The sequence below is a fragment of the Glycomyces xiaoerkulensis genome, assembly GCF_002798405.1.
Taxonomy (GTDB): domain Bacteria; phylum Actinomycetota; class Actinomycetes; order Mycobacteriales; family Micromonosporaceae; genus Glycomyces; species Glycomyces xiaoerkulensis.
This window is the reverse complement of the sequence record NZ_PGGV01000004.1, coordinates 141,976-162,389: the sequence shown is the minus strand read 5'-3', so window position 1 is coordinate 162,389 and position 20,414 is coordinate 141,976. Positions and strand designations below refer to the sequence as shown.

General features: G+C 70.9%; 16 protein-coding genes. 11 read left to right on the top strand and 5 right to left on the bottom strand.

Translation table 11 applies throughout. The features are described 5' to 3' along the window. Nucleotides 1-4: 4 nt before the first annotated feature. On the bottom strand, nt 5-817 hold the full coding sequence (locus CUT39_RS01635; protein WP_100444197.1) for a class I SAM-dependent methyltransferase: 813 nt from the start codon (nt 815-817) through the stop codon (nt 5-7). A gap of 74 nt (nt 818-891) precedes the next feature. Further along, nucleotides 892-1,074, bottom strand: a complete 183-nt coding sequence (locus CUT39_RS01630; protein ID WP_100444196.1) for a hypothetical protein — start codon at nt 1,072-1,074, stop codon at nt 892-894. A 112-nt stretch (nt 1,075-1,186) separates the two neighbouring features. On the opposite strand from CUT39_RS01630, the gene CUT39_RS01625 reads away from it, so the two are divergent. Next, on the top strand, nt 1,187-4,075 hold the full coding sequence (locus CUT39_RS01625) for a helix-turn-helix transcriptional regulator (RefSeq protein ID WP_198586787.1): 2,889 nt from the start codon (nt 1,187-1,189) through the stop codon (nt 4,073-4,075). 534 nt (nt 4,076-4,609) lie between these two features. Here the strand turns inward: CUT39_RS01625 and CUT39_RS01620 are convergent. After that, nucleotides 4,610-7,402: an exo-rhamnogalacturonan lyase family protein gene (locus tag CUT39_RS01620; protein ID WP_100444194.1), complete on the bottom strand. Its 2,793-nt coding sequence runs from the start codon at nt 7,400-7,402 to the stop codon at nt 4,610-4,612. Between the two features lie 377 nt (nt 7,403-7,779). On the opposite strand from CUT39_RS01620, the gene CUT39_RS01615 reads away from it, so the two are divergent. From CUT39_RS01615 to CUT39_RS01590, 6 genes are all read left to right on the top strand, one after another. After that, on the top strand, nt 7,780-10,068 hold the full coding sequence (locus CUT39_RS01615; protein ID WP_198586786.1) for a rhamnogalacturonan lyase family protein: 2,289 nt from the start codon (nt 7,780-7,782) through the stop codon (nt 10,066-10,068). Nucleotides 10,069-10,214: 146 nt separating this feature from the next. Then, complete coding sequence (locus CUT39_RS01610; protein WP_198586785.1) at nt 10,215-11,906, top strand: DUF2264 domain-containing protein; 1,692 nt, start codon at nt 10,215-10,217, stop codon at nt 11,904-11,906. Between the two features lie 348 nt (nt 11,907-12,254). Then, entirely contained in the window at nt 12,255-13,547 is a 1,293-nt protein-coding gene (locus CUT39_RS01605; protein ID WP_100444191.1) for an ABC transporter substrate-binding protein, read from the top strand. A gap of 260 nt (nt 13,548-13,807) precedes the next feature. Then, entirely contained in the window at nt 13,808-14,821 is a 1,014-nt protein-coding gene (locus CUT39_RS01600) for a LacI family DNA-binding transcriptional regulator (protein ID WP_198586784.1), read from the top strand. Nucleotides 14,822-14,943: 122 nt separating this feature from the next. Then, nucleotides 14,944-15,741: an ArsR/SmtB family transcription factor gene (locus CUT39_RS01595; protein ID WP_198586783.1), complete on the top strand. Its 798-nt coding sequence runs from the start codon at nt 14,944-14,946 to the stop codon at nt 15,739-15,741. A gap of 12 nt (nt 15,742-15,753) precedes the next feature. Continuing rightward, nucleotides 15,754-16,236: a hypothetical protein gene (locus tag CUT39_RS01590; RefSeq protein ID WP_100444188.1), complete on the top strand. Its 483-nt coding sequence runs from the start codon at nt 15,754-15,756 to the stop codon at nt 16,234-16,236. On the opposite strand, the gene CUT39_RS01585 is transcribed toward CUT39_RS01590, so the two are convergent. Next, nucleotides 16,233-16,730, bottom strand: a complete 498-nt coding sequence (locus CUT39_RS01585; protein WP_198586782.1) for a DUF1990 family protein — start codon at nt 16,728-16,730, stop codon at nt 16,233-16,235. The genes CUT39_RS01590 and CUT39_RS01585 overlap by 4 nt on opposite strands. Nucleotides 16,731-16,877: 147 nt before the next feature. On the opposite strand from CUT39_RS01585, the gene CUT39_RS01580 reads away from it, so the two are divergent. Then, nucleotides 16,878-17,333 carry a hypothetical protein gene (locus CUT39_RS01580; protein ID WP_100444187.1) on the top strand — a complete coding sequence of 152 codons (456 nt, stop codon included), beginning with the start codon at nt 16,878-16,880 and terminating at the stop codon, nt 17,331-17,333. 7 nt (nt 17,334-17,340) lie between these two features. On the opposite strand, the gene CUT39_RS01575 is transcribed toward CUT39_RS01580, so the two are convergent. Further along, nucleotides 17,341-17,718, bottom strand: coding sequence for an ADP-ribosylation/crystallin J1 (locus CUT39_RS01575; RefSeq protein WP_100444186.1), 378 nt, complete (start codon nt 17,716-17,718; stop codon nt 17,341-17,343). Between the two features lie 167 nt (nt 17,719-17,885). Here CUT39_RS01575 and CUT39_RS01570 point away from each other — a divergent pair, with 167 nt between their 5' ends. From CUT39_RS01570 to CUT39_RS01560, 3 genes are read left to right on the top strand one after another with little or no spacing between them, the layout of a single operon-like run. Continuing rightward, complete coding sequence (locus CUT39_RS01570) at nt 17,886-18,560, top strand: DUF2306 domain-containing protein (protein WP_100444185.1); 675 nt, start codon at nt 17,886-17,888, stop codon at nt 18,558-18,560. Then, nucleotides 18,557-19,696 carry a sensor histidine kinase gene (locus tag CUT39_RS01565; protein WP_100444184.1) on the top strand — a complete coding sequence of 380 codons (1,140 nt, stop codon included), beginning with the start codon at nt 18,557-18,559 and terminating at the stop codon, nt 19,694-19,696. The genes CUT39_RS01570 and CUT39_RS01565 overlap by 4 nt, the downstream gene beginning before the upstream one ends. Beyond that, complete coding sequence (locus tag CUT39_RS01560) at nt 19,693-20,379, top strand: response regulator (RefSeq protein WP_157930423.1); 687 nt, start codon at nt 19,693-19,695, stop codon at nt 20,377-20,379. Before CUT39_RS01565 ends, CUT39_RS01560 begins: the two co-directional genes overlap by 4 nt. Nucleotides 20,380-20,414 lie beyond the last annotated feature (35 nt).

Below are 20,414 nucleotides of genomic sequence, written 5' to 3'. Positions count from 1 at the left end.
CCGATCAGGCCCGGTCGGCCACGGTGAGCAGGAACTCCCAGTCGATCAGCACCGTGTCGTCGGCCGCGCGGTTGAACTCGGTGGCCAGCTCGCTCAGAGCCTTGCGGAAGGCGGGCTTCCCATCGTCGTCGAGCCGTTCGGACGCCTTCAGCGTCGGCCCGTAGTGGGTCAGGAAGAAATCGGCGAACTGGTCGGCCGACAGGAACCGCAGCGGGACCGACTCGGTGCGGAACCGCACCTCGGAGACCGACGACCCCAGCATCTGCCGCATGGTGTCCTCCGAGCCCCACCGGACCGGCGGCTGCGCCCCCGCCGGCGGCGGCGCGTACTGGCCGACCGTCTTGAGCAGGCGGCCGACGAACCCGGACGGCGTCCAACTCACCAGGCCGACGCGGCCGCCGGGCTTGCACACCCGCACCAGCTCGTCGGCCGCGCGCTGGTGGCCGGCGGTGAACATCACGCCGATCGCCGAGAGCACGAAATCGAACGACGACTCCTCGAAAGGCAGGTCCTCGGCGTCGGCGACCCGGAAGTCCACCGGAAGCGCCTCGGCCTCCGCGCGCGACCGGGCCGCATCGATCAGGGCCGGGACGTAGTCGATCCCGGTGGTGTCGCAGAAGCGGCGGGCCGCCGCCAGCGCCACGTGCCCGGTGCCGGTGGCCACGTCCAGCACCGCCGACCCGGGCCGCACCTCGACCGCGTCGCACAGCACGTCGGCCAGCGGGACGGTCAGCCACGCGATCTTGGCATAGTCGCCGCTGCTCCAGGTCTTCTGCTGCTTGGCCTTGAGCTCTTCGAGCTCGGTGGGAGTAGTCATCGCCGTGGGCTCCTTCACTAGTCGTCTCACCCGGAGCGGCCGGCCGGCCGCCCCGGAGCCGTGCGCGACTCCGGTCACTCCTCCCGCGACCCGCCGTCGTCGTGGGCGGGTGCCGAGCCGCGCACATTCTCGAGGATGCCGACCAACTGCATGTAGCCCTCGAACCGCAGCACCCGCCCGTCGGGCAGTTCCAGGCGGCCGGCGATCGGCTCGGCGCCGTGTTCGAGGGTCAACTTGAGCTCGCTGGTGGCGTCCATGGTTCCAATCTGCCCCGACCGGGCCCGAAGCGCACCAGGGGCCGCACCCCGGCATCGCCCCCGGCACCGCCGCCGGACCGGGCCCGGACGCGCCGCCGCCTATCATCGAGAGGTGCAGTCCCGCCAGCCCCGACCAGCGCGAGGCGACGCCGCGCCCGACGGCCGCCACCTGCTCGAACGCGAGGAGGAACTCGCCCGGATCGGCACCGCGCTCGATCAGGCCCGCACCGGACGCGAGGGTTCCCTGCTCCTGGTGGAGGGACCGCCCGGCATCGGCAAGTCCGCCCTGCTGGCGGCGGCCGCCCGGACCGCCGCCGAGACCATGACGGTCCTCTCGGCGCGCGCGACCGAACTCGACCGCGAATTCGCGTTCGGCGTGCTGCGGCAACTGCTGGAACCGCCCCTGCGGACGATGCCCGCGCACCGCCGCCGGGAGGCCCTCGCCGGCGCCGCCGCGCCCGCCGCCGCCGCGCTCGGACTGGCCCGCACCGAACCCCGCGGCCCCGAATCCGGATTCGCGACCCTCAACGGCCTCTACTGGCTGGTCTCCGCGCTCGGCGAGCAGCGCCCGCTGCTGCTCCTGCTCGACGACATCCACTGGGCCGACCGCGACACCCTGCGGTTCCTGGCATTCCTCGCCCCGCGGCTCGGCGACCTACCGGTATCCGTACTGTCGGCCGCCCGCCCGGGCGAGTCCCGGTTCGAGGCCCTGTTCGCCGCCACCGCCTCCGACCCCGCCTGCCGCCCGCTGGCACCGAAGGCGCTCTCTCAGGCCGCCACGACCGCGGTCGTCGAGTCCTCGTTCGACATCCCCGTCGACCCGGCCTTCGCGCGAGCCTGCCACCAGGCCACCGGCGGCAACCCCTTCTACCTGCGCGCGATGCTCGACGAGCTGCGGAGCGACGCGGTCACGCCCTCATCGGCCGCCGCCGACCGAGTGCTCGGGCTCGGACCCCGAAGCGTCGCCCAGACGATCCTCGTCCGCCTCGCCCGGCTCACACTGGCGGCGCCCGGCATGGCCCGGGCGCTCGCGGTCCTCGGCGACGAGGCCGACCCCGCCCGCGCCTCCCGGCTGGCCGCCGTCGACCCCGCCGAAGCCAGGGCGGCCACCGAAGCCATGATCGAGGCGGCGGTCCTGGTCCGGTCCGAACGGCCGGCCTTCGCGCACCCGATCATCCGCAACGCCGTCTACAACGACATCGGCCACACCGAACGGGCCGGGCTCCACCGGCGAGCCATCGACCTGCTGCGCACCGAAGGCGTCGCGCCCGAACGCCTGGTAGCCCACCTGCTGGCGGTCGAACCGCGCTCCGACCCCGAGGCCGTGGCCATGCTCGCCTCCGCCGCGACCGAGGCACTGCGACGGGGCGCGGTCGACACCGCCGTCGCCTGCCTCCGCCGAGCCCTCGAGGAGCCGCCGAGCCGGACCGAGCGCGCGGACGTGCTCCTCCGCCTCGGACGCGCCGAGATGCTCGTCGACGGCCCCGCCGCCATCGCCCACCTGAGCGAGGCCCTGGAGGTCGTGGGCGGCCCGGAAGACCGCGCGGACGCGGCCGCCGACCTCGCCCGGGCACTGATCTTCGCCGGCCGCGGCACCGAGGCCGTCGCGGTGGCCGAACGCGCCGCCGCCGACATCGGTGACCGGGACGGCGCCCGCCGCCGCACCCTGACCGCGACCATCCTCTCGGCCGCCCGGACCGAACCGGAGCTGATCGGACTCCGCGACGACCTCACCGCGCGGCTGCGCGCCGGCGGGGACCTCGAGGCCGACGACGCCGCCGCGAAGGCGCTCGCAGTGGGCCTGGCGTACGTGGACGCCCACGCGTGCGTACCCGCCGCCGAGGTCATGCCGCGAATCGAGCGGGCGCTGGCCGGGAGGCGACTACTGCACCACGACAACGGCGGCACCGACTTCATCGCCGCCGTGATCGTCTGCGCCATGGCCGACTCCGAGCTGGCGTCGGCGACCCTGACCGAGGGCCTCGAGGCCGCACGGGAACGAGGGGACGGCTTCGCCTGGGCGGCGAACAAGATCTTCTCCTGCCTGGCGCACCTGGTGCGCGGCGAGCTGACCGCCGCCGTCGCGGCCGGGCAGGAAGGACTGGCCGCCGCCGACGCCTACGACATCGCGATCGGCCGCCCCTGGGGCAGCGGATACCTGGCGACCGCGCAACTGGCCATGGGCGAGCACGCCGCCGCCGCCCGGACACTGTCGCAGGTGAGCGCCCCGCCCCGGATCCCGTTCTCGGGGGTGTGGGCCCCGTACGTCGACGCCAGAGCGCGGATGCGCCTCGAACGGGGCGAGGTCCGCGCCGCGCTCGAGGACAGCCTCTGGTGCGCGAAGCTGCTCGACGCGATCGGGGTGACCAATCCGGCACTGCTGCCGTGGCGGTCCCGCGCCGCCCTCTGCCTGGCGAGACTGGGGGAGGACCCCGGGCGGGCGGTCGGACTCGCCGACGAGGAGGTCGCGTTCGCCGGTCGCTGGGGCGCCCCGCGCGCGCTCGGCGCGGCGCTGCGCTGCCGCGGCATGGTCGAACCCGGAGGGCCCGGACTGGAGCACCTGCGCCGAGCCGTCGGCGTCCTCGAAGGATCGCCCGCCCGCCTGGAGCGGGCCCGCGCACTGCTGGATCTGGGCGCCGCCCTGCGCCGGGACGGCCGGCGCAGCGAGTGCCGCGACCCGCTCGGCGAGGCGATGGCGCTGGCGCGGTCGATCGGCGCGGTGCCGCTGGCCGAGCGCGCCTACCAGGAGCTCCGCGCCGGCGGTGCGCGGGTGCGGAAGCTGGTCTATTCGGGGATCCACGCGCTCACCCCGAGCCAGCACCGCGTGGCGCGGCTCGCCGCCGAAGGGCGCGCCAACCGCGAGATCGCGCAGGAGCTGTTCGTGAGCGTCAAGACCGTCGAGTGGCACCTCGGCCAGATCTACCGCAAGCTCGACATCACCTCCCGCAGACAGCTCGCCGGCGCCCTCGGCGAGGAGTCCGGACCGGACCGGTCGGCCTGAACCGGATCCCGGCCGCGCGGCCGCACTTAGGATCGAACCCGCAGCCCCTGCGACCTCCGAGGGCGACCCGCGACGACCACCGCCCGCACTCCCCGCCGCCGGTGGCTCCGCCTGTCCCTGCTCACGCTCGGCGCCCTCCTCGTGCCGACCCTCGCCGCCCTCGGCGGGACCGGCTGGTACTTCTCCGGCGAGGTCATCGACGTCGACCACACGGCCGCCGACTACCCGCTCACCGTCGCAGCGGCCGACGACGACACCGTCACCCCGCCCCGCGGGCACGGCACCGGCAGACCCGGCACCTGGGGCCTGGGACGGGACGGCGGCCAGGCCGTGATCGGGACGATCATCGAATCTCCTTCGAGGAAACCCGGGCCTTCAGCCCGGGAGGAATCGGGCCACGGTCGTCACCACCGCCTCGGGCCGCACCGGCTCCTGGAACGAGGACCCGGTCGCCTATGCGGCGACCCTGGAGGACTACCCGGCCGCGCTGTGACCTGCGGTCGGCGGGGCGGCACCCGCCCCGCCGGCCCGGGATCACTCTTCGGGGGCGAAGTCGCCGGCGAGAGCGAGGATCTGGACCGCGGCCTGACCCCACTGGGCGATCTCGTTGGTCGCGATCGGATGCCACGTGGACGGGTTGAGCGTCGACTCGACTTCCTCGGACTCCTTCGGGCCCGGGGTGATCTCCCAGGACTTGATCGGGTTGCGGAAGCGGTGCCAGGCGTGCTCGGCCTGCGACCGGTCGCCCGTCCGCGCATACACGAACGCGTTGGCGCGCGCGTAGCAGTACAGGAACAGGTCCGCGAACCGGCCGCCGTACTCCTCCTCCTGCTCTTCGCGGGTGGCGGTGTAGAAGCGGGAGTAGCGCAGCCAGTCCTGTTCGAACGCGGGCATGTCGACCGTCTGGATCAGCTCGGCGCAGATCTCGATCCGGCCGAAGGCGTTGCTGAGGTTGCTGCGCTCGACCTCCGGCTCCTCGGCGATGGCGAATCGACCGGCGTCCATGTCGTACAGTCCACTGCCTTGGGCGAAACCGCTGGGCTGGGCCGCGATGGTCTCCATCGTTCCCAGCACCTTCTGTCGGCACGCCTCCCAGTCCGGGCCGCGCCGCTCCCATTCGGTCAGCCAGGCGCTCACGAGGGCGCCCCAGTCGGTGCCGAAACCGATACTGAGCGCGTTGCGGTCGGGGACGTAGTCGTCCTCGGGGTCGCGGATCTTCCGGATCGGGTCGAGCGCCAGGAAGGTCTCCTCGCTGTTCGCCAGCAGGTGCAGCAGGTCACCGGTCCGCTCGTCGGCGGTCAGGTAGTAGTAGTACCGGCGGTAGTTGGCGTTGGAGATGCGCACCTGCTTGGCCGAGTCGCCCCAGTGCTGCACGCCGTGGCGTGTGCCCAGGCCCGCCCACTCGCCCAGGTGGTAGGTGTTGACATCGCTGGTCTTCCGCGTCATCGCCTCGGCGAAACGGAAGACGTCGGCCCGGTTGTTGTGGAGGTACGCCTGCCACAGCCACATGTCCGGCGATATCTCGGAGTTGTCCCAGGCATAGCCGCCCACGTCGTACCGCCAGGCCATCCGGTCGCCGTCCTGGGAGTGCATGACGTCGCCGAAGTCCCAGAAGCCGTACCAGTGCCGCTCGTCGACCTGTGCCCGGTAGTAGTCGAAGTAGAAGTCCAGGTTGTCCTCGACCTCCTCCTTGACCGGGTGCGAGCGGTCAACCGGACCGAAGAGCCCGCCGAAGGCGCCGGCCGCGGCCATGTGCTCGGTCGGGGCGATCACCTGCGGCTGAGCACGCACCACGTCGGCCATGCGGCCCAGGCGCTCCCGGGACGGGGTGGACTCAGTGGCCCAGAACTGGAGCTCGGTGGTGCGCGCGACGCCTTCGGGCGTGCCGAAACCGGGCTCGTAGTCCTCGTAGGTGACGTTCAGGGCGTCGAGCTGGTCCTCGTAGTTGTCCAGGCCCATGCCGTCGTGGTAGAAGCGGGTGTCCATCGGCTGGGCCTCGGGCGACCACATCCATAGCGTCACAGTGGCCTGGTCGGTGTGGGCGTCGCGGATGTCGAGCCCGGTGGGGTGGCGCTGCCAGAAGTCCTTCATACCGAACCCGAACCCGCCGGAAGGCCCGCCGAGGTAGGCGAAGCCCGAGGCCCGCCGGCCCTGGTCGACCGGCACCCATCCGTGTCCGGTCTTGGTGCGCTTGCGGATCGCGAAGCCCTCGCTGGTGAGCTGCGACAGCGAGTAGTCGCCCCAGGCCGGAATCCACTGCACGCGGCTGCTGACCCGCTCGTCCCATTCGGAGATGCCGGGGACGGCCCGGCCCGCGACCTGCGCGGTGCGCACCGCCTCACCGGGGTCGCGGCGCAGGCCGGTGAGGCCCTTGACGGCCTCGGTCAACTGCCCGTGGCCCTCGCCGACGAAGCGGACGTGCCGGTCGTACAGCTCATCGGTCAGCGCGACCTTGAACCGGACGCCGAGCCCGGCGATGAACGCGTCCGAGCCGTCCGAGTCGTAGATGAACGTGTGCACCATCCGGAAGGACTCGCCGCCGGAGTAGAAGTACAGGCGGACGGTGAACGGCAACCAGGACTTGCCCCAACCCCAGACCTTCCGGTGATGGCCCTCCACGCGCACCACGGCGCGAACGGGCCCGTCCTGTTCGACCGCCACCTCGTCGATCTCGCTGGTGTACCGCTTGCGGGTGACCCAGGTGTTCTCGGGGTCGGGCGCCTCGGACTGGGTGATGTTGACCAGGTGCCCGCCGCTGGCGATGGTGCGGTCGCCGCGCTTGATGTACTTGATCAGGTCGGACCCGCGCGTGGCGATTCGGGCGGTGATGACGCCGGTGTCGATGTCGATGTGGTTCCTCCGCTCCGACACCGTGACCGGCGTGGACGGTGCCGCCGGCTCGCCGGCGCCGAGGGTGAAGGCCGCCGCGGTGGCGTCGGGGCCGATGGCGTGGCCGGTCCACTTGAGCGATCCGTCCGGCCAGTGGGCGAGCGGCCAGGTCTGCACCGGGACGTCGGCGCCGTCGTCGCCGACGAGTCTGAACCGCTGGTCTGCTGCGAACCGGCCCCGCCCCCAGGGGACGCCCCAGGTCGAGCCGGGCGATTCGGCCGGTCGTCCCTCGAGCCAGGTCAGGTCGGCCGAATCGGGGCCCTGCGGCGCGGTCTCACCGCCGCCCTCCAGGTTCTCTGCGCCTGCCGGGGAGCCGTGGACGAGCGAGGTGGCCGCGGCGACCCCCGCGGCGGTCGCGAGTACGTTGCGGCGGCTGAGCCCGCCGGCGGATTCGTCTGCGGGCGGAGTGGATTCGTGGTCCGGTGAAGGGGCGGACATGGTTCCTCCAGGGGGATTCCGACATCGTCGGTTGAAACGTTTTAACATTTTCGAGCCTCAATATAGCCATAGATTGATCTCTGGTCAACCGTTCCCCGGCGGTCCGGGCCGTCCCGCCCGCGGCCGGGCCCGTTGGCCCCGCCGACGAGGCCGCAGCGGCGCCTTTGCTGCATGTAGCTGACAGTTCGGAGGGCGTGTCCCCAGTTCGGATGACCATTGAAATACATGAGTATCTATGTTTAAATCTGTGGAACAGTGCGTCCAGTCGTGTTCGAGCGAGGGGCGCTCTCCGCGCGAGGACCCGTTCGCGCGAAGTCAACAGTCCGGTATCGCGAACAGTTCGATTCCCGGCACAACGGACAAAACATGGAGCAACAATGAAAACGTTTACGAGACTGCCGGTCGTCGCGGCCGTTATCGGTCTCATGGCCGCCGCGACGGCCTTCGTAGTGAGCGCCTCGACGGCGAACGCGGCCGACGTCGATACGAGCGCCTGGTACCAGATCGTTTCCCGGCACAGCGGTAAGGTCCTCGACGTCGACCAGGCCTCCACCGACAACGGCGCCGGCATCGTGCAATGGGCCGACAACGACGCTACCAACCAGCAGTTCCGGTTCCTCGATTCCGGCGACGGCTACTACCGGATCCAGGCCCGGCACAGCGGCAAGGTCATCGACGTCTACGAGCTGTCGACGGAGAACGGCGCCGACATCGTGCAGTGGACCGACAACGGCGGCACCAACCAGCAATTCGAGGTCATCGACACCGACAGCGGCTACGTCAAGTTCGTCAACCGCCGCAGCGGCAAGGCCCTCGACGTCTGGGAGTGGTCCACTGCCGACGGAGGCCGCATCTCGCAGTACGACGACACCGGAGGCGACAACCAGCAGTGGCGGTTGGTCGAGGTCGGCGGCGACGACGATGATGACGACGACAACCCGCCGCAGGAGGGGTCGCGTCCGATGGAGGACCTGGGACGCGGCGTGGTGGCCGTGCGAGACGGCGGCGACGTCCTGGTGTCGTGGCGGCTGCTGGGCCTGGACCCCGACGGGGTCGGATTCAACGTCTACCGCTCGACCGGCGGCGGTTCGTGGGACCGGCTCAACGGGAGCCCGTTGACCGGGGGCACCAACTACCTCGACGACTCGGTCGATCTGTCGCAGTCGAACCGGTACCGGGTGGCCCCGGTGGTCGACGGTGCCGAGCAGGACCCGAGCGAGGCGTTCACGTTGGACGCCGATCCGGCCGATGAACCGGTGGTGCGGGTCCCGATTCGCGGCGGCGGCACGATCCAGTTCGTGTGGGTCGGCGACCTGACCGGCGACGGCGAATACGACTACGTGGTCGACCGGCAGACCTCCCCGCAGTCGATCGAGGCCTACTCCAGCACCGGTCGGTTCCTGTGGGAAGTCGACCTGGGCCACAACAGCACCGATCAGAACAACATCGAGGGCGGCTCGTCCACCATCGACGTCGGCCACAACGACGGGGTGACCGTCTACGACTTCGACGGCGACGGCCGCTCCGAGGTGGCCGTCCGCATCGCCAACGGGGTCACCTTCGGCGACGGGCAGACGTTCAACCACACCAATGACACCGAGCAGTTCATCGCGATCCTGGACGGGGCGACCGGAGCGATGCGGGACGCGGCGATGGTACCGACCGACTATGTATCGGACGGCCCCATGTACGCCCGCTTCGCCGCCTGCCACCTCGACGGGGTCGAGGCGAATCTGGTGGCGTACATGAAGAACCGCATCGGCTCGGGCGGGTTCAACCTGATGGTGACCGCTTGGAGCTTCGACGGGTCGAATATCGATATGGAGTGGAAGTTCCTGCGCGGGAATCAGAATCTGCCCGATGGACACAACAGCCGCTGCCTGGATGTCGACGGTGACGGGGCTGATGAGTTCGCCGAGATCGGGTTCGTACTCGAGGGCGACGGGTCGCTGAAGTACTCCATGGGTGATCAGGGGCTGGTGCACGGCGACCGGTTCCACATCGCCGACATCGACCCGAACCGGCCGGGCCTGGAGGGCTACGGGGTGCAGCAGCGAAACCCGTCGGGGCTGCATGAGTACTACTACGATGCGGCCACCGGCCAGATGATCTGGGAGCACTACGGGTCCGGTGCCGATGTGGGCCGGGGCATGGCCGCCGACGTCGACCCGCGCTTCGACGGCATGGAGACCTGGGCGTTCGACGGGTTGTACAACGCCCCGACCGACCAGTTGACCGAGTCCGACACCAGTCTGCAGCCGTGGCCGCAGATGGGGCTGTGGTGGGACGGCGATCTGGGCGCCGAGTTGTTCAACGACGGCAAGATCGAGGAGTGGGACTGGAACAACCCGGCCCCGACCAACAGTCTGCCGCGGCTGGAGTCGACTTGGAACTACGGGGCGGCGACCGGGCCGCGGGGCCAGCCGGCCCTCATCGCCGACGTTCACGGCGACTGGCGCGAGGAGGTCATCATGCCCAACGGCGCCTCGGACGAGCTGCTCGTGTTCACCACCGATCGGCCCTCCGACCACCGGTTGTACACGCTGGCGCACAACCCGGCCTACCGCAACGACATGACCGTCAAGGGCTACATGCAGTCCCACCATGTCGACTACTTCCTCGGCTGGGGGATGAACGCCCCGCCCCGGCCCGGCATCACCTACTGACCGGCGGAAGCCGGCGCGACCCGATGCCGACGCGATGAGCGCCGGCACTCGAACAGGGGTTCCGCCCGTCCCAGGGGCTCTGACGGGCGGAACCCCGCTTGGCAAGGGATTGCCATGCCGGGGCCGCATTGGTAGCGTTTCGCAGCGTGACTTCTCCCCGGCACTGCTTCGGACCACTCGATCAGACTCACGACGGATGGGCCGCCGCCGCCGTGGAGATCGGAAAACCAGCGGTCGACCTGGCCGCCAAGGGCCCCGGCTCGATGCCGGTGACCATGTCGAACCACTCGCACACCGAGAACTGGTTCGAACTCCTCACACGCCCACTGTGGGGCCTGGCGCCCGCCGGGGACCGGGTGCCCGGCGAACTCTGGGCCGTCCTGGCCGAGACCATCGCCCGGGCGCTCGACCCGGAGGACGCCTGGTACGTCGGCGACCTGCACGACGCGAATCAGCGCTGCGTCGAAGCGGCCGCCGTCGGCTGGGCCCTGGCGCTCGTGCCCGACCGCCTCTGGGACCCCCTGCCTCCGAAGGCCAAGGACAGGATCGCCGCCTGGCTCGGTTCGGCCTACGCCACCGGCGTGGTCGACTCGAACTGGCACTACTTCCCGGTGTTCGCCGGGCACGGCCTCGAACGCGTCGGCGTCGAACACGATCCGGCGGTCGCGGACGCGCACCTCCGGCGCATCGGCGCGTTCGTCCTCGGCGAGGGCGCGTTCGAAGACGGCCCCGGAGGCCGCGTCGACTACTACAACCCGTTCGCGTTCCACACGTACGCGCTGCTCCACTACCGCCTGAGCGGCGACGGCCGCTTCGTCGAACCCGCCGCCGAATTCGCCCGCCGGTTCCGATCCTGGTTCGCCGCCGACGGCGCCGCCGTCCCCTACGGTCGCAGCCTCGGCTACCGCTTCGCGCAGGGTTCACTGTGGGGCGCACTGGCCGCGGCCGACGTCGAAGCCGTCCCCTGGTCCGAGGCCGCCGGGTTCGCTCGCCGGCACCTGGCTTGGTGGTGGGACCAGCCGATACTCGACCCCGAAGGGCGCCTGACCATCGGTTACCGCTACCCGAACGACGCGCTGGTCGAGCAGTACCTGACCGCCGGATCGCCCTGGTGGGCCTCGAAGGTCTTCGTGGGGCTGCCGGCCGGAGCCGATCACGCGTTCTGGACGGCCGAACCCGCGGTGCCGGGGCCGGGGGTCGAGCCGCACCGGGCCGCGCGCGCGGTCCACGTCCGGGACCGCGGCGGCAACGTGACCCGGCTCAACGGGCAGGCCTGGCGACCGAAGATGCGCGGCGGCCAGGACACCTACGGGAAGTTCGCCTACTCGACGCTCGCCGGCTTCTCGCGTGCGATGGCGGGGCCCGGTCTGGAATCGGCCGCGCCCGACGGGGCGCTGGTGTTCTCAGAGGACGGACGTCATTGGCGCGGCCGGGAGGACTCCGAGGAGGGGAACATCGACGAGGACGGCGTCCTCACCGTCACCTGGCGGCCGTGGGAGGACGTCACCGTCACCACCTCGGTGGAGGCGGCGGTCGACGGCTGGCACGCCCGAGTCCATGTGATCGACACCGAGCGCGCCCTGTACAGCGGCGAAGGCGGCTGGTGCGTCCCCGGCGTCGGACACGTCGACGACGTCGCCGAGGGCCGGGCCGCGGTGACCTCCCAGGGGATGCGCAGCGAGATCGTCGACACCGGAGGGAACCGCGACGCCGCGGTCGTCACGCCGATGCCCGGCACGCACGTCTACTGGCCGGCCACGGTGCTTCCGGTTCTCGAGGGCGTGCTCGCGCCGGGACGGCACCTGTACCGGGCCCGGGTGTTCGTAGGACGCGAGTGACCGCGTTCGCGCCCGGCAGGTGAAGGGGCACAGGTGAATCGAAGCCCAGCCGCCGAAAAGGTGCGGGGGCGGGTCTTGACACTGCTGGAAAGCGCGTTCTATCGTGTCGAAATCGATTGTTAAAACGATTTAAGTACCCAAATGCAGGCGACCGCATGAGCTCCGCGAAGGCGGTGCCGGCGTTCGGGCCACCGGGACGCGGTTCAAGGTGGTCGCGCAAGAGGCGGTGCCGCGAACCCCGCAGCACGACACCGCTCGACCGACGGAATCGCCGCCCCCGACCGGGCCTGTCGAGACCTTGAAAGCCCGCGCGAGCGGGACCCCTCACGAAAAAGGAGAAGATCGACGATGATCCGCAACCAAGCCCGCGCCAGGCGGCGTACGGTGCTCACCGGCGCCTCGGCGGCCGCCGCACTGGGTGCCTCCTCCGCCTGCGGCGACGACGGCCCCTCCGGCACCGCCGACGACCCGGTCGAGATCGGTTTCGAGTGGTGGGGCGACGAGAACCGCGCCGATATCACGCAGCAGGCGATCGACCTGTTCGAGCAGAAGAACGAGGGCATCACCGTCCAGCCCAACTTCGCCGACTATCCGCCCTACTGGGAGGGGCTGACGACCCGCAGCGCCTCCCAGGACCTGCCCGACGTCTTCCAGATGGACTACCCGCGGCTGCGGCAGTTCGGCGGCAGCGGAATGCTCACTCCCCTCGACGGCCTGGTGGACACCTCCGACTTCCGCGGGAGCCTGCTGGAGACCGGCAAAGTCGACGGTGAACTGCTCGCCGTGCCCGTCGGGGCCAACACCAACGGCCTGGTCTACCGTGCCGACCTGTTCGCCGAACACGACGTCCGGGTGCCCGAGCCGGGTTACTCCTGGGACGACTACGGGCGGATCATCACGAACCTGACCGACGCCCTCGGAGAGGGCACGTGGGGCGGAGAAGACTGGACCCTCTCCTACATCTTCCTGGAGATGTGGCTGCTCCAGCAGGGCAGCCGCTTCTACGCCGAGGACGGTTCCGGGCTCGGCTTCACCCAGGAGCAGCTCGTGGAGTGGTGGAACATGACCGTGCCGCTCCTGGAGTCCGGAGCGCTGCCCCCGCCGAGCACCTCGGCCGAGTGGGACGACGGGATGACCGAAGGCGCGGTCGCCTCGATGATCCGCTGGGACAACATACTCACCGGCCTGGCGCCGACGGTGTCCGAGATCGGCGGCGAACTGGCGCTCGCGGCCCCGCCCACGGTCGACCCGGACAACCTCGGCATCTACTTCAAACCGTCGATGCAGTTCGTCATCGCGGCCAACTCGGAGCACCCGGAGGAAGCCGGCAAGCTGATCGACTTCCTGCTCAATGATCCGGAGGCCATCGCGATCCTCGGCACCAACCGCGGCATCCCGGCCACCAACGCGGGACTGGAGAACATCGAGGTCGACGAGCACTCCCAGCAGATCCTCGACTACGAGGACAGCGTCTCCGAGCACATGATCGACGCCCCGCCGCCCCCACCGGCCGCCGCGGGCGCCGTCGAAGCCAAATTCGCCCAGTACTTCGAGCAGGTCCGGTTCGAGGAGTACACCCCGGCCGAGGCCGCTGAGCTGTACTTCGGCGAGGCCGAAACGCTGTTCAGCGCCGAGCAGTAGCGCGAAGTCCCCGTGCCGGCGCCTGCTTCCGCTGCCGGGCCGGACTCCGGCCCGGCAGCGGAAGCAGGCGCCGAAGGCCGACCACCGAGGGCGGGCGCCGCAACGGCCGTCGCACCCGCCGCCCCTGACTTGACACGCCCGCGGCGACCGGGAATCATGATTTCCGTAAACGTTATTAGGCAGTTTTACATTGGGTGGATAGGTTGGCGCGGAAGGCGAACAAGTCCGGGGACGGAGCGCGTCAATCCACCATCCGCGAGGTGGCCGAACGGGCGGGCGTGTCCGTTGCCACCGTCTCCCGGATCCTGACCGGCACGTATCCGGCCTCACCGAACACCCGCTCCCGCGTCATGCAGGCGGTGAAGGAGCTCGACTACGTCGCCAACGTCCACGCCCGGGCCCTCGCCGGCACCCCCCGCAAGAGCATCGCCATCATCGTCAACTCGGTGATCTCACCGCACTACGCGCACGTGGCCCAGGGCGTCCAGACGCAGGCCGCCGAGGCCGGCTGGCTGTGCCAGATCGGCACCACCGGCGGCGACGCCGAACGCGAACTCGACATGGTGAAGTTCATGCGCGAGCAGCACCCCGAAGCGGTGATCCTGGTCGGCAACGTCGCTCCCGACGAGGCCTACCGCGCCAGGATGAGCAAGTACGCGCACGCGCTGGCGGGCATCGGTTCGCGACTGGTGCTGTGCGGTCGGCCGCCGTTGGGCCCCGACGCGCCCGCGGTGGTGGTGGAGTGCGACTACACCGGCGGCGCGTTCGCGGCCACCAGCCACCTGCTCTCGGCCGGCCACAAGCGGATCCTCTTCCTCGGCAACCGCCCCGGCTACACCACCGCCGAGGCCCGCATCGCGGGCTACCGCGACGCCCTGGCCGCGCACGGCGTGCCCCACGACCCGGACCTGGAGGTCGAGGGCACCTTCGAGCGGTACGAGGGCTACCGGATGATGAAGGAGCGGCTGGCCTCGGAGGAGCGGAACTTCACCGCCCTGTTCGCCTGCAACGACCAGATCGCCGCCGGAGCCCGGCGGGCACTGCTCGAGCACGGGCTGCGCATCCCCGAGGACGTGTCGATGGTGGGCTTCGACGACCTGCCGCCGGCGATGGACATCGACCTGACCACCGTCTACCAGCCGCACGAGGAGCTCGGACGCACCGCGGTGCGGCTCGCGGTGGAGCACGCGAAGCAGGGCGGCCCGCCACCGCACACCGTCCTCGGCACCCACCTGGTGGTCCGCGGCTCGGTGCGGCCGCTCCTGCCGCGATAGCGGCGCCGCTGCGCACGCCGCCGCGTCCACCCCGTGCGCGGCAGTCCCCCGCCTGACCTGCGAAAACCATCCGTTCCCGCAGACCGCTTGAAAAGGCAGGCAATTACCTGCATAATGTCGGGGTGAGATCCGAACCCGATCCGACGAACGCGGTCTTCAAGGCGCTGGCCGACCCCACCAGGCGGCTGCTCCTCGACCGCCTGCGGGAGCGGAACGGTCAGACGCTGCGCGAGCTGTGCGAGCAGCTCGACATGGCCCGGCAGTCGGCCACGCAGCACCTCGACCTGCTGGTACGGGCCGGTCTGGTCAACGTCGTGCGGCGAGGCCGCGAACGGCTCCATTACCTCGACCCGACCCCGATCCACCAGATCGACCAGCGCTGGATCTCGGAGTTCGACGCACCGAGACTGCGAACCATCAGCGTCATCAAGCACCGAGCAGAGGAGCACGCCATGACCACCGAATCCATACCGGACTACGTCTACGTCACCTACATCCACGCCGACCCCGACCAGGTCTGGAAGGCGCTCACCGACGCCGACCTGACCGCCCAGTACTGGGGGCACGCCAACGTCTCCGACTGGCAGCCCGGCTCGACCTGGGAGCACCGCCGCGTCGACGGCTCGGGCAAGGTCGACGTTACCGGCCGGGTCCTCGAAGCCGAGCCCCCGACCAAGCTGGTCATCACCTTCGAAGACAGCCCCGACTCCGATCGGGAGCCGTCGAGGGTGACCTTCCTGGTCGAGCCGCACGAGGACATAGTGCGCCTGACGGTGACCCACGATCGCCTGCCCAACGCCGAGATGCTGGGCGGGATCTCGAAGGGGTGGCCGGCAGTGCTGGCGAACCTCAAATCGCTTTTGGAGACCGGCAAGGCACTTCCCCAGGCTCCGTGGGACGTGCCCGAACACAACGCCTGAGAAAGGACCGCAATGGACACCACCCGGCTCCAGGACGCCTACCGCGCCCTGCTGGACGCCGCCGCCACCGTCGAAGAAGCCGGCGGCGGCACCGCACCACCCGGCGAGTGGAACGCCGACCAGATCCTGGCCCACGTCTCCCTCGTCACCGCCACCACCGTCACGACGGCCTCGGCGATCGCCGCGGGGGCGAACGCCACCTACGACAACCGCATCGCCGGCGACACCTGGACCATCGACCGCCTGATCGAGCTCACCGGCTCCTCCGCCGCGCTCCGCGAGCGCGTCGCCGTCCAAGGCGAAGCCCTCTGCGCACTCGGTGGGCCCGCCCTGAGCGAGTCCGAGCTCGACACCACGGTTCCGGCCCGGCTGCTATCGGGAGGGGCGGTCATGCTGGACCAGCCCGTCCGGCTGCGCGACCTGATCACCGGTATGGCCGAATCCGAGATCCCCGGCCACACCGACCAGCTACTCGCGCTCCTCTCGACCACTTAGGAGGCCGCCGCGTCCGTTCCAACCTGAAACCGCAACGCCATCCGGTCCACGAAATGCCTGGTGGCCCTGGCCTGGAGAACTCGGGCCACTGGAGCGCCGAGGCGCGTGTACCACCGGCCCGGCCTGCTGAAGGAGGTGACGGAGAACCGAGTGCGCCGGTCGTCGATCCGCTCGAGCATGAAGCAGGCCTCGCCGCATTCGGGGTGCCCGTCGGTCGAGCCGTAGGCGAACCCAGCCCGCTGCGGGTTCCGTACCGCCCACACGACGCGGCAGGGAGCGGCGAGCCCGGCGAAGTGCAGCGTCACCGCCGCCCCCGGCTCCGCCCGCGCGGCGTCCGCCCGAGGCTTGAGGCCCATCGCCCGGTGCAGATGCCAGCCCAGGAGGAAATCGGCCGCTTCGGCGAGCGGGGAGGTGATCACGGCGGACTCGCGGAGGTGGCGGTAGCCGCTCGGCAGCGTCCCGGAGGCGCTGCGCCCGACCTCGGGATAGTTCACCGGTGGGCCGCCTCCGCCCCGAACTTCGTACATGAGTCCGGAACCTACGGCCGCGGCGAGGCTGAGATCCACCGCCTCCCGCGGTTCGAGGCGGTATTCCGGCTCCGGGCGCCGTAACAGCGCCGCCCCGGCCGGTTACCGTTGAGCATGACCTACCGCTATCTCTCCGAGAACGACGCCACGGCCGTCCTTGAATCCCAGCACCCTCAAGCGCGGCGGCTACCCGCGCTGTCGGCCCTGCTCGAGAGTGAACTGCTGTGGGACGAGCCGACCGGGACGCTCGTGCATCTGGTCGACTCCTGGATCGAGAACACCGGGTTCCGGAGACGGCTGCACACCTGCGCGGCCCGCAACGTCACCCGGGACAAAGACCTCGCGTTCGGATTCTCCCGCGCCGCCAAGCGGGCCGATCCCGAACTCGTGGCGGCGGCGGCCGATGAGCTCCTGGACCTGGTCACCGCCGGGGTCGCCGCGGCCGACGACGACGCTGCGTCAGTCGCGATCACCGCGGTCCTCCACAACGGCCTGGCCGAATCGCCGTCCCGGAAACCGATGTTCACCGCGCTCCGCGCCCGGCGGCTCGCACGCACGCCGCCGGGCTGACCCGCCGTCAGCGCGTCGCCGCCGAGGACTCGGCGCGGTACTCGGCGGTGACCTCGATAGGGCCGACGATGTGGCCGTTGAACTCGTCGAGCTCCTCGGCCGGGACCCACAGTTCGAGGATGGTGCCGCCGCCGACCCGGTGGACGGCATAGCGGTCGGCGAAGGGCCGCTCCAGTCGGAACCGGGTGACGTATCCGGTGCCGGAACGGGGCGCGTTCCAGTCGCGGGCGATCTTGGTCGCGTACTCCTCGTTCAGCACCGGGTAGAAGATCGGCTGCTCGGGGAGGCGGGGCGGCCAGGCGGTCCAGTTCGACCGGCGGACCAGGTCGAGCTCGGCCGGTCCGCAGGGCCGCCAGAGCGTCATCGCCGTCGATCGGGTGTCCATGAGGGTTCCATTCGGTCGGAGGACTTTGGCGCGACCATCTCAGCTCCGCATCCGGCGCGAAAGCCAATTTCCCGGTCCGAGGACGGCCGGGACCTCGCAGTCCCCGCCACCGAGGTTAGGCCACATGGCCGAAGCGCCCCAGCAGGCGCGACGAGCACGATGCCTGCATGGACAACCCTCGGAATTCCTCTGGACGCCAGTGGCCGATAGCGGCCGGACTCATCGCGCTCGCCCTGGTTCCCGTGCTCGCCGGAGCAGTGCGCATCGGCGAGATCGCCACCGGAGCCGCGGAGACGGCCGCCAACGCCCGATTCCTGCGGGCGCCGCTGCCGGTCGTCCTGCACATCGTCGGAGCGCTCGTCTACTCGATCGTCGGCGCGTTCCAGTTCCTGCCCCGGCTGCGCTCGCGACGCACGGCGTGGCACCGGTTCGCAGGCCGGTATCTGCTCGTCCCGACCGGGATCATCGTCGCCGCGACCGGGTTGTGGATGACCGCTTTCTACGAGGTGCCCGCCGTCGACGGCGGCGCACTCGCCGTCTCGCGCTATATCGTCGGCGGATCGATGCTCGCCTTCATCGCGCTGGGGATCGCCGCGATCGCCCGCCGCGACACCGTTGCCCACGGGGCGTGGATGCTCCGCGCCTACGCTCTGGCCATGGGCGCGGGCACCCAGGTGCTCACCTCGGTCCCGTTCCTGCTGATGTTCGGCGAGCCCGACGTCTTCTGGCGCCTCGTGCAGATGGACGCCGGGTGGCTCATCAACATCGTCGTGGCGGAGTGGGTGATAGCGCGTCGGCGCGCCGCTACGCGCCGGCGCGGACCGGCGATGATTGCGGTATGAGCAACATGCCGAGCGTGCGAGGGTTCGCCGGGGCCGCATGGCACCGCCCGCCCGCCGCGGGCGCGGAAGGCCCGAGACCGCGCGACGCCGTGGTCGTGATCGCGCTGTCCGCGGCGGCGGTGCTCGAAGGAGCCATCCGGTCCGACCTGCCCTGGCCGACGGCCACCACCGTCCTGACGCTCGCGATCCTCGCGGGACTGCCGTGGCGACGGTCGCGGCCGCTCGCGGTCATGGCGGCCATGACGCTCGCGACCTCGGCATTCGAGATCGCCCAGACCGTCGGGGGAGTCGAGCCGAACGCGCTGGTGACCAGCCTCGCGCTCCTTGCGGTGCCCTACGCGGTGTTCCGCTGGGGCTCGGGGCGGGATCGGATCGCGGGAGGCGCGGTGCTCGCGACGGGCCTGGCGCTCTCGCTCGTGCTCGGAAGCGAGGGGTTCACCGGAGTCGTCGCAGGGATCGCGCTCGTGGGCAGCGTGTGCCTGATCGGGGCGCTGCGGCGGGCCCGGGTCGAGTCGCGCATGCGGGAGATCGAGGCCGTCCGCGCATCCGAGCGCGAAGCCCTCGCCCGTGACCTGCACGACACCGTGGCGCACCATGCCTCGGCCATCGTCATCCGCGCTCAGGTGGCGGCCGCCGATCCGCGGGACACGACCCGCGTGGCCGAGTCGCTCGGCGTCATCGAGGACGAGGCGCAGGCGGTGCTCGCCGACATGCGCGCGCTCGTGCAGGCCCTTCGCGCGCCCGCCGACTACGCCCCCTCCGCAGGCCTCGCCGAGCTGGCGGGCCTCGCCGGTCTCGGTCCGCCGCCGGTGACCGTCAGCCTCGACGCCCCGGTGGCGCCGTCGGCCGCGGTCGCCTCGACCCTGTACCGGATTGCGCAGGAAGGGGTCACGAACGCGCGCCGCCATGCGCGCGCCGCCACCTCGATCGACGTCGCCGTCACCGTCGACGCCGACTCCGCGAGCGTCATCGTCCACGACGACGGTGCTGCCGCCCGTCCCGCCGCCGGAGACGGACACGGCCTCCGGGGCATGTCGGAACGCGCGGCGCTGCTCGGCGGGGAGGTCACCGCGGGCCCCGATCCCGGCGGCGGTTGGACGATGCGCGCAACACTCCCGATAGGAGACTCCGCGTGATCCGCGTCGTCGTCGCCGACGACCAGGAGCACGTGCGCACGGGTCTGCGCATGCTGCTCGAGACGCAACCCGACCTCGAAGTCGTCGGCGAGGCCGCCGACGGCATGGAGGCGGTCGAACTGGTGCGGAGGCTCCGGCCCGACGTCGCCCTGCTGGACATCAGGATGCCCCGACTCGACGGTATCGAGGCGACCTCGCTGCTCGCGGGCCCGCACGTCGTCGATCCGGTCGCGGTCGTCGTCATCACGACCTTCGACCTCGACGAATACGTGCACGGCGCGCTTCGCGCAGGCGCCAAAGGATTCCTGCTCAAGGACGCCGGCCCGCGACTGATCGGCGAAGGAGTACGCGCCGCCGCCAACGGCGACGCCCTCATCTCACCCCGGGTCACGCTCCGGCTGCTGGAGGAGTTCTCGCGCCCGGCCCGGCGCGTGCGCGAGCCGGTCGAGCCGCTGACCGACCGCGAAGAAGACGTACTCGCGCTGCTGGCCGTCGGCCTGACGAACCTCGAGATCGGCAGGCGGCTGTACCTTTCACTCGGCACCGTCAAGACCCACATCGGCGGCATCCTGACCAAACTGGACCTCCGCAACCGGGTCGAGGCCGCCATGTGGGCCTACGAGACCGGCCGTGCCCGCTCCGAACCGTCCGGAGAACCGCCACCGGACCGCGACGACCGGTGAACCGGAAGGCATGGACGTCGCGGTCCGAAGCGGCG

Bases quoted from the DNA above. Each gene is read 5' to 3' on its own strand.
- CUT39_RS01630 (WP_100444196.1), bottom strand. From the start codon at position 1,074: ATGGACGCCACCAGCGAGCTCAAGTTGACCCTCGAACACGGCGCCGAG.
- CUT39_RS01635 (WP_100444197.1), bottom strand. From the start codon at position 817: ATGACTACTCCCACCGAGCTCGAAGAGCTCAAGGCCAAGCAGCAGAAG.
- CUT39_RS01565 (WP_100444184.1), top strand. From the start codon at position 18,557: ATGAGCAACATGCCGAGCGTGCGAGGGTTCGCCGGGGCCGCATGGCAC.
- CUT39_RS01580 (WP_100444187.1), top strand. From the start codon at position 16,878: ATGACCTACCGCTATCTCTCCGAGAACGACGCCACGGCCGTCCTTGAA.
- CUT39_RS01590 (WP_100444188.1), top strand. From the start codon at position 15,754: ATGGACACCACCCGGCTCCAGGACGCCTACCGCGCCCTGCTGGACGCC.
- CUT39_RS01615 (WP_198586786.1), top strand. From the start codon at position 7,780: ATGAAAACGTTTACGAGACTGCCGGTCGTCGCGGCCGTTATCGGTCTC.
- CUT39_RS01575 (WP_100444186.1), bottom strand. From the start codon at position 17,718: ATGGACACCCGATCGACGGCGATGACGCTCTGGCGGCCCTGCGGACCG.
- CUT39_RS01570 (WP_100444185.1), top strand. From the start codon at position 17,886: ATGGACAACCCTCGGAATTCCTCTGGACGCCAGTGGCCGATAGCGGCC.
- CUT39_RS01605 (WP_100444191.1), top strand. From the start codon at position 12,255: ATGATCCGCAACCAAGCCCGCGCCAGGCGGCGTACGGTGCTCACCGGC.
- CUT39_RS01620 (WP_100444194.1), bottom strand. From the start codon at position 7,402: ATGTCCGCCCCTTCACCGGACCACGAATCCACTCCGCCCGCAGACGAA.